7 protein-coding genes are annotated in these 9,337 nt (G+C 40.2%); 5 read left to right on the top strand and 2 right to left on the bottom strand.

The genetic code is table 11. The features are described 5' to 3' along the window. Nucleotides 1-2,922 (bottom strand): MopE-related protein (locus ACTHN6_RS06870; protein WP_440434994.1); only part of this gene is annotated, 2,922 nt, incomplete at its 3' end. Nucleotides 2,923-3,090: 168 nt separating this feature from the next. On the opposite strand from ACTHN6_RS06870, the gene ACTHN6_RS06865 reads away from it, so the two are divergent. Continuing rightward, entirely contained in the window at nt 3,091-4,629 is a 1,539-nt protein-coding gene (locus tag ACTHN6_RS06865) for a glycoside hydrolase family 32 protein (RefSeq protein WP_440434993.1), read from the top strand. Between the two features lie 65 nt (nt 4,630-4,694). Beyond that, complete coding sequence (locus ACTHN6_RS06860) at nt 4,695-5,177, top strand: TlpA family protein disulfide reductase (protein WP_440434992.1); 483 nt, start codon at nt 4,695-4,697, stop codon at nt 5,175-5,177. Nucleotides 5,178-5,216: 39 nt separating this feature from the next. On the opposite strand, the gene ACTHN6_RS06855 is transcribed toward ACTHN6_RS06860, so the two are convergent. After that, nucleotides 5,217-6,302 (bottom strand): TIR domain-containing protein, encoded by a 1,086-nt coding sequence (locus ACTHN6_RS06855; RefSeq protein ID WP_440434991.1) that lies wholly within the window; start codon nt 6,300-6,302, stop codon nt 5,217-5,219. A 119-nt stretch (nt 6,303-6,421) separates the two neighbouring features. Here ACTHN6_RS06855 and ACTHN6_RS06850 point away from each other — a divergent pair, with 119 nt between their 5' ends. From ACTHN6_RS06850 to ACTHN6_RS06840, 3 genes are all read left to right on the top strand, one after another. Next, entirely contained in the window at nt 6,422-7,390 is a 969-nt protein-coding gene (locus tag ACTHN6_RS06850) for a helix-turn-helix transcriptional regulator (RefSeq protein WP_440434990.1), read from the top strand. A gap of 47 nt (nt 7,391-7,437) precedes the next feature. Then, nucleotides 7,438-7,935, top strand: a complete 498-nt coding sequence (locus ACTHN6_RS06845) for a DinB family protein (protein ID WP_440434989.1) — start codon at nt 7,438-7,440, stop codon at nt 7,933-7,935. A 365-nt stretch (nt 7,936-8,300) separates the two neighbouring features. Continuing rightward, a complete protein-coding gene (locus ACTHN6_RS06840) occupies nt 8,301-9,269 on the top strand; it encodes a YpdA family putative bacillithiol disulfide reductase (RefSeq protein ID WP_440434988.1) in 969 nt (322 codons plus the stop codon). Nucleotides 9,270-9,337: the final 68 nt, after the last annotated feature.

Raw genomic sequence — 9,337 nt, 5'->3', positions numbered from 1 at the left:
ACCGCCGTCTTCATCCGTTAAACCATCACAGTCATTATCCTTACCATCACAGAGTTCAGGAGCGTTCGGATAGATGGTGTTGTCGGCATCATTACAATCAGTATTATCAGCAACATAGCCTGTTGGCTGTGCACATGCTTTTTGAGAGATGGAAGCATCGCCATAACCATCGCCGTCAGCATCTTTATACCAGGCAACACCGCCATCTTCATCCGTTAAACCATCACAGTCATTATCCTTACCATCACAGAGTTCAGGCGCGTTTGGATAGATGGTGTTGTCGGCATCACTACAATCAGTATTATCAGCAACATAACCTGTTGGCTGTGCACATGCTTTTTGAGAGATGGAAGCATCGCCGTAACCATCACCGTCAGCATCTTTATACCAGGTAACACCGCCGTCTTCATCCGTTAAACCATCACAGTCATTATCCTTACCATCACAGAGTTCAGGAGCGTTCGGATAGATGGTGTTGTCGGCATCATTACAATCTGTATTATCAGCAACATAACCTGCCGGTTGCGAACATGAAAGCTTTGTGACATTCGGGTTCCCGTAACCATCGCCATCTGCATCGGCATACCAGGTGAATTTTTCAGCATCTTCATCTATCTCGCCATCACCATCATTATCTATTCCATCGCAGAGGTCTTCTTCTTCAGGTGTAAATGTGTTAAGGAATGAATAGCTTGAAAAATCAGAACTGTAATAAGGAAATACTTTTATCCAGTAATCGCCTTTTTGCATGTCTGCAAGGTCAACTGTGCGGTTAGCAACGGCTGCATAACTTGAATGAACGGGTGAAGCAGTTGTATCCTTATACAACCTGAACCACAGGTTATCATAACCACCTGTTTTCTTTTCTTCCTGGCTAATGGTGAAACTGAGGTTACCGTCTTTGCCTGTATAGTTTAGCTTAAACCAGTCTGCCGTATCCCGCCTGTTATTATAATAAAAACCTGCATGGCCGCCTGTTGTTGTATTTGGCGTAACCACCTGGCCCTGGTTTGCATAGCCATTTGGTTCACTGTCATTTTCAAAAGAATAGTAAGTAACCGTATTACTTAATGTATAAGGGCCAAATTCTGAGGTATAATATGGGTTCACTCTTACATAATAAGTGCCGGCCTGCGCCCCATCAAATGTAATAGAAGTGCTGGTGGAGGAATAGGCAGATTTTAAAAGTGTAGTACCATTATTATCAAACAAATAAACCCACTTATTCTGGCCATTGTAAGATTGTAAATCAAGTGTGATAACACCATCTTTTAATGTTGTTAGTTTATACCAATCGGCTGTGTCTTTATAGTGATCGTAATAGTAGTTTACATAACCTGTTTTGCTGCCGTTTAACGGCAATGTAAGCGCCTGTGCCCTTATATTGTTTGGTTCGGGATCATCTGCCTGCTGCGGTGTAAACAAACTATCTTCCAGCGTATAAGGGGCAAACTCAGAAGTATAATAGGTATTCACTCTTATGTAATAGGTGCCGGCAGCAAGGCCGTCTTTATTTACAACAACAGCAGCGCCTGAGGTGTAGCCCGCATCTAATTGTGTTGTACCATCGTTATCGAACAGGTAGGCCCATACGTTCTGGCCGTTGGCAGATGTGATTTTTAAACGTATCCTGCCGCCGCTGTTAGTTACCAGCTTATACCAGTCAGTGCTATCCTTTTTTTTATCGTAATAATAATTAATATGGCCTTTAACGCTGTCATTCAATGGTAATGCAATTGCCTGTGCTTTTGCGTTATTAGGTTCAGTATCATTTTTATGTGTTGTAAACAGGCTGTCGTATAATGTATAAGGGGCAAATTCGTTTGTATAGTAGGTATTCACTCTTATGTAATAAGTGCCGGCTGCAAGGCCATCTCTATTAACCACAACCGCATTTCCAGACGTATAATCTGCATCTAATAGCGTGGTGCCATCTTTATCATATAAATACGCCCAAACATTTTGCCCGTTGCCGGATTTAATTGTAAGGCGTATGCGGCCATCGCTGTTGGTTGTTAATTTATACCAGTCTGATGAGTCTCTTTTATTGTTATAATAATAATTTATATGGCCCGTTGCACTGCTGTTTAATGGCAGCGTAAGCGCCTGCGCTTTTAAATTGTTTGGCTCGGTATCATTTTCTACTGCTGGTGTAAACAAACTGTCAGATAAAGTATAGGGTGCAAAATCGTTTGTATAATATGTTTTGATTTTTATATAATAAACACCCGCAGCAAGACCATCTTTATTAACCACAACTGTATTTCCGGATGTATAACCCGCATCCAGTTGAGTAGCTCCATCGTTATCATATAAATAAGCCCACACGTACTGGCCATTGGCAGAGGATATGGTTAAGCGAATGCGCCCGTTTTCATTTGTCGTTAATTTATACCAGTCTGATGAGTCTCTTTTATTGTTATAATAATAATTTATATGGCCAGTTACACTGCTATTCAACGGGAGGATAATAGCCTCTGCCCTGGAATCGTTAGGTTCTGCATCATTGGCCTGGGCAGGAATATCCAAAGTGTTGGAAATGGTATAGGCAGGCATGTGCCCGCCGTAATAAGGATAAAGTTTTAGATAATACGTGCCTTTTGCAAGCCCGTCCTGCGAAACTATTGTGGTGGCTGCGGTATAACCCTGTGTTAAAAGCGTGGTGCCATCATTATCATATATCTGGCACCATAAATATTCACCGTTGGAAACAGTAATAGTAATATTCAGTTTACCATCACTGTTGGTAGTTACCTTCCACCAATCTATATCAGTGGCAGAGCCAATGGCGCCTGAATTGCTACCGCTCAGGGCAAGCGTGTTTGCCTGCGCTTTTGTATCGTTAGGCTCGCTTTCTGCGGCCATACTGTTTTTCATACAGAGTAATGCAAGAAAAAAGAGTAGAAGTCTCATACGTTTCATAAAGCATGGTTGTTTTGAATAAATAAATTTTAGACCATGCAAAAATTTATTAAATCATTAACCCCTGAAATACTCAATTTGTAGTATGCAATAGTGATAGATATGGAAATGTTTGAAGTTTAAGGTGCATCCTGTAATTTGGCTACGTAACTGTTAATAGGAAAAATTATGAAACGATTATTGCTTTGTTTTTCAAGCGTGCTTATTAAAGTGGCATTAATTGCCCAGTCTGATAACATACCCACACTGCAATGGCGGCCTGTATATCATTTCACGCCTGATAAGAACTGGACGAACGATCCTAACGGTTTGCTTTATCTCAATGGCGAATATCACCTGTACAATCAGCAGAATCCATTTGAAAATTTCTGGGGCCACATGAGCTGGGGCCATGCTGTGAGCACAGATCTTATTCATTGGAAACATTTGCCCATAGCTATTCCTGAAAAAATAAAGGATAGCGATACCACCTGGATATTTTCAGGCAGCGCCGTTTGGGATAAAAGCAATACCAGCGGCTTTTGCAACAACGGCGGATGCGTGGTGGCTATTTATACAGCGCATAGCCCCAACAGGCGCAATGAATCGCAATACATAGCTTATAGTAATGATGATGGCAAAACATTCACCGGTTATGAAAAAAATCCCGTAATTGACCTGGACCGGCTCGATTTCAGGGACCCTAATGTTTTCTGGTATGAACCGGGAAAATTTTGGTTGATGACAGTTGTTGTACCCGATATGCATAAAGCGCAATTCTACAGGTCGCCCGATTTAAAAAACTGGACGTTGCTGAGCGAATTCGGGCCGCAGGGTTATACCGGCGCTAACTGGGAATGCCCTTTCTTAATTCAGTTGCCGGTTGAAGGAACGAACATAAAAAAATGGGTATTGGGCATATCGGCAGCAGGTGGCGAGCGCGGAGTGTTTGAACAATATTTTGTGGGTGATTTCGATGGAAAGGAATTTAAGAATGATAATGCTGCAGATAAAGTATTGCCGCTTGATTACGGCGACACCTATTATGCGGCTATTCCCTGGAATAATGTGCCTGGTGATAAAAATATTTATATAGGCTGGATGATTCCCAACACGCAGCCAACCTGGCCCTGGCGCGGTCAAATGTCTATACCAAGGGATTTGAGTTTAAAGCAAACAACGGAAGGCTACCGGCTTATTCAAAAGCCATCATCTGTTGTTGTAAAAAACCTTGACAAATTTTCCAATAACGTTGTCTCTGTTTCAAACCTGCAATTAAATAATGAAGAGATCAATCCTGATAAAACAGGCAAAATAAAAGGCAATGCTTACTGGCTCGATGCCGAATTGGATGTAAAACCCAATGCTGTAGCGGGTTTCAAAATAGCGCAGCAAAAAGATGCAGGAGGAAAGGTTATTAATGAAACAATTATCAGTTATAATAGTTCAACCCGCCAGCTAACTGTTGACCGGACAAATGCAGGCGGTAAATTAAATGAACATGCGCTTAAACGGAGCATTGATGTTCAAGGCAACAGCCATACTGTTAGGTTAACCATACTGTTAGATAAATCTTCGCTGGAGGTTTTTGTGAATGATGGAGAGGCAGCTTTAACTACTTACATTTATCCCGGTGAAAATGCTGATAAGATTGTAGCTTTTGCAGCAGGCGGAAGCGCAGAAATAAAAAATTTAAAGATCAGGGATATGTCAAATAGTGGGAAATAAAGACATGCTTTTGCTATATTTAATTATGATTGCCTGCCCTGCTTAAAATCAATATGAGGAAACTTATGCTTCAAAGAATTTTTACTTTCCTAATTGCCTGCAGCATTGGTTATTTTTCGTTTGCACAGCCATCGAAAAATATTGCACCGTTTAAAATAAAATTAACCAATGGTAAAATGTTTACTTACCAGGACTTAAAAAAGAATACGCCAACGGTGCTTGTTTATTTTTCTCCCACCTGCGATCATTGCAAACATTTTATGGACGCATTGATGCGTAATGAAAACCGGCTAAAAAATAAACAGATCATATTGATAACCTATCAGCCTGTGAACGAAATAAAAGCGTTTGACCAGTCTTATAATATAGCAACAAAGCCTTATTTTAAAATAGGAACGGAAGGGCTCACATTTATTGTGCAGAAATATTATAACATTCAAAAATTTCCCTACATCGTTCTTTACAATAAGCAGTTAAAAGAGGTGAAAAAATTATCGCCCACAGATGATCCTGATGTATTGGCAAAAGAAGTGAGTGGGTTTGATTAGCATTAAACGTTTGCAAACGTTGCCCGCATTTTTATTAGCTTACACTAAAATGCCCGCAGCCGTTAATTCTTTTTTTAGTTTGCCTTCCAGTTCTTCCACAGATTCATGGTATTCCAGTGTAATTACGCCGCCAAGATCGGAAGGTAACTGCAATTGTTTTTGTTTTACAATGCAAACCCTCGACCTGCCGAAGCGCCCGCAAAACCAGCCCATCTCAAACAATACATTTGGCCTTGCCTGAAAATATTTTGTGTTCTTGTTCTTTATAATATCATCAGGTGAAAGGACGGCAATGGCATAACCGCAAAACCTTGCCATTTCTTCAAACTTTTCTATTACCGAATCGCCCAGGTTTGCTTCATCTTTTAATACAACCACATCAAGTTTAAATTCATCTTCAAGCATATTTTCGAGCAGGCGCAAATTACCTTCATCGTGCCCGTGTATAATAAAAACTTTCCTTGCCAATGGCGGCAGAAAACTTATCGTTTTTTGTTCATTCAGCAGGCGTTCAATTGTGTTCTCATATATACCTGCCTGTTGCGCAAAAGATTCGCGTAAAGCAATTATTGCAGGCACATTAATAAAATCAAGATCTTCAATTTTTTTCCAGGTGGCTACTGTTTGTTTCAACACTTCCGGTTCGGAAACAAATTTGCCCTGCTTCCTGTCTATTTGCATCTGCAGTGCCAACCCAAGGCCTTCTATAAACAGTTCAAATATTTTAAATAAATAACCTAATAATATTTTTTTATCATTTTCATCTTCATATTGCGGAACAAGCTGCTGCATCAGGCCAAAACCACTCCTGCACGTTGAAAGCGCATTTTTATATTGCTCCACCGCTTTCTCTATTTTGGCCTCGGCCTGGTATAATGTCATTTTCAATAAGGCGGCAACCAATTCTATATAATTCACCTGGCCTTCTGCAATCAGCCTGAGATTGTTTTCAACCGCAGGAGATAATTTTTTAAATGCCGTTTTGGCCTGCATCAGGGCCTGGTCGGTTCTGGCTTTATCCTGAAACTGGATGGTTATCATTGCAGTGGAGAAAGCTTCGTCAATTGCCTTCAGGTAATCAAGGTCACCCGCAGGTTTATATGTTGTCATAGGTGTATCAGCCATTAGAAATGATTTTCCTACTAAAGTACAACTTCATGTTGCAATTATTATAACAGGCGCATGTTCGCTTTAAATTTCTTCTATTTACTATACAATTGTAATTTCATCCCCAATATAATTGCATGAACCGTATTGACCGTTTATCAGCCATACTTATACAATTACAATCTAAACGATTGGTAAAGGCACAGCATATTGCCGATAAATTCAGCATAAGCCTGCGCACGGTTTACCGCGATATACATGCTTTGCAGGAATCCGGCGTGCCCATTATAGGAGAAGCGGGCACAGGTTATAGTTTAATGGAAGGTTATAAACTGCCGCCGGTAATGTTTACGCAGGATGAAACATCGGCGCTGCTTACTGCCGCCAAGCTCATGCAATCAAAAACAGATAAAAATTCAGCACGCCATTATAATGCAGCTTTGGATAAAATAAAGGCTGTATTAAGGTTTGCGGAAAAAGATCATATTGAAGAAATTGATGATCACATTGCAGTGTTGGAACACCCGGCCTTTAAGCGTGAGAAACCTGAAGAGTTACATCTTCAGTCTATATTAAAAGCTATAGCGGCCAAAACGGTGCTGGAGATAACGTACAGCGCTATTGAAGGCAATAAATTAACACGCAGAAAAGTGGAGCCGTTGGGTATTTACAACCTTGGCAATAACTGGCACCTCGTGGCGTTTTGCAGGCTGAGGAACGATTACCGTAACTTTCGCACAGACCGCATAGGGAAACTTATTTTCACTGAAGAAACGTTTGAGCAAATACACCCTTCATTGCAGGAATTTATGAAGCGGATGTCGCATGAGCGCGAACTCATCAAAGTGGTAGTGGAAGCAGAAATCGGCATCTTTAAATATTTTGGCCAGGAAAAATATTATCATGGTTTTGTAAAAGAAGAATTGGAAGAGGATATAGTGCGCATGACTTTTTTAAGCAGTTCCCTAATGGGCTTTGCAAGATGGTTTATGATGTTTGGCGACCATGCAAAAATTATAGAACCAGTAGAGCTAAATGATATGGTTTTAAATATTTCAGAAAATATTTTGAAAAAAATTGAACAAAGCCAAATGCTACTGACATAGGGCTGTCACAATCCCGCAGTTATTTTGTGTATTAAAACAAAGTAACTATGACATTCATCGAATTTTTTAAGCAACAATTTATTGAAGAAGGCGCCACCACCCGTAAAATGCTTTCACGCGTTCCCGAAGATAAATGGGATTACAAACCACATGAAAAAAGCATGAGCATGAAGCAGCTCACAGAACATTTAGCCGATCTGCCGGCCTGGATTTCGCTGGTGATTAAAACTGATGAGCTTGACTTTGAAAAACCTTATGATCATCCCAGGGTTAGCAATACACAAGAATTGCTGGCAGCTTTTGAAAAAAGTTATAATGATGGCCTCGCCGCATTAACGCCCGATTCGGAAGCATTGCTGGATAAGCCGTGGACGCTAAGAAGCGGCGCAAAAATATTCAGTACAGATCCAAAGATTGCTGTAATAAGGATGGCATTAAGCCAGCAAATACACCACCGCGCACAACTGGGCGTTTATTTAAGATTATTGAATATTCCAATACCCGGCAGCTACGGCCCGAGCGCCGACGAGAATAATTTTATGTAATAAAGTTTCCCGCAGGCAATCCTGTTCATAAAGATCGCCTGTGGGAATTTTTTTGTAACAGGCTAATATCGTTGTGGCATCACGGTTGTGTCACTCCCTTGTACTGAAGTTTTCATGGCAGCAATGTTCTTTTATACATTCCTGCTGTCTTATTATACAGTAAATAATTATTCCGGTTGTCAATAATAAAACAGCATTTTCCAATCAATAAAGTAGTATTTATATGACGCCTCATTATTTATTCACCATCTTTTTCAAACTCATCAAAATGCTTTGCAAAGCAGCAGCAGTTTTTTTTAATTGCCGTGCAGGCTGCTCCCGTTGTTGTAACTGTTGCTAAACATTTCTCCTTTAGTTTTGCACCTATGAGCAGGTACGATGTTTTTATTATTGGCGGCGGCCCGATAGGTTTGGCATGTGGCATAGCAGCACAAAAAGCAAATCTTAATTATATAATTGTTGAAAAGGGATGTTTGGTAAACAGTTTATACAACTATCCCGTTAACATGACTTTTTTCTCCACCTCTGAGAGGCTGGAAATTGGCAATGTGCCTTTTATGAGCTTAAACCCAAAACCGAAACGTGCAGAAGCACTGGAATATTACAGGCGCGTGGCAAAAGATAAACAGCTTAACATACATCTTTTTGAAAAAATAGAATCGGTTCAGCGCATTGATGAGAAGACTTATGAAATACGAACCAACAAACAAAATTATATAAGTACTAATATAATTGTGGCAACAGGGTTTTATGATATTCCCCAGTTGCTGCATGTGCCGGGGGAGGATTTACCGAAAGTAAAGCACTATTATGATGACCCGCATTATTATGCTTTTCAAAAAGTGATCGTTGTAGGGGCCAGCAATTCTTCTGTAGATGCGGCATTGGAAACATGGCGCAAAGGCGCCGAGGTAACAATGGTTATAAGAAAAGACACCATCGGTAAAAGTGTAAAATACTGGGTGAAACCCGACATTGAAAACCGTATTAAAGAAGGCAGTATTAAAGCGTATTTTAATTCTAATATTACAGCTATCCACGAACATGCGGTAGATATACAAACGCCTGATGGTATGGTTACGCTTGAGAATGATTTTGTGCTGGCATTAACCGGTTATCACCCGGATTTTAATTTGCTTAAAAGTTTGCACATTACTTTATCTGAAGACGAAAAGCAATGTCCTTTATATGATGGCGAAACGATGGAAACCAACCAGCGGGGCATTTATCTTGCCGGTGTTGTTTGCGGCGGCTTTGATACACATAAACTCTTTATAGAAAATTCAAGGGTGCATGCAGAAAAGATAATTGACGATATAAAGAAAAAAATATAAGCTGTTACCAAAAAGTGCCTTAGTTGTTAGAGAATTAAACCACTGAGGCGCAAAGACACAAAGTATTG

The sequence above is a fragment of the Parafilimonas sp. genome (genome assembly GCF_051953455.1).
Classification (GTDB): Bacteria; Bacteroidota; Bacteroidia; order Chitinophagales; family Chitinophagaceae; genus Parafilimonas.
This window is presented reverse-complemented; position numbering and strand designations above follow the sequence as displayed.

Bases quoted from the DNA above. Each gene is read 5' to 3' on its own strand.
- ACTHN6_RS06865 (WP_440434993.1), top strand. From the start codon at position 3,091: ATGAAACGATTATTGCTTTGTTTTTCAAGCGTGCTTATTAAAGTGGCA.
- ACTHN6_RS06860 (WP_440434992.1), top strand. From the start codon at position 4,695: ATGCTTCAAAGAATTTTTACTTTCCTAATTGCCTGCAGCATTGGTTAT.
- ACTHN6_RS06855 (WP_440434991.1), bottom strand. From the start codon at position 6,302: ATGGCTGATACACCTATGACAACATATAAACCTGCGGGTGACCTTGAT.
- ACTHN6_RS06850 (WP_440434990.1), top strand. From the start codon at position 6,422: ATGAACCGTATTGACCGTTTATCAGCCATACTTATACAATTACAATCT.
- ACTHN6_RS06845 (WP_440434989.1), top strand. From the start codon at position 7,438: ATGACATTCATCGAATTTTTTAAGCAACAATTTATTGAAGAAGGCGCC.
- ACTHN6_RS06840 (WP_440434988.1), top strand. From the start codon at position 8,301: ATGAGCAGGTACGATGTTTTTATTATTGGCGGCGGCCCGATAGGTTTG.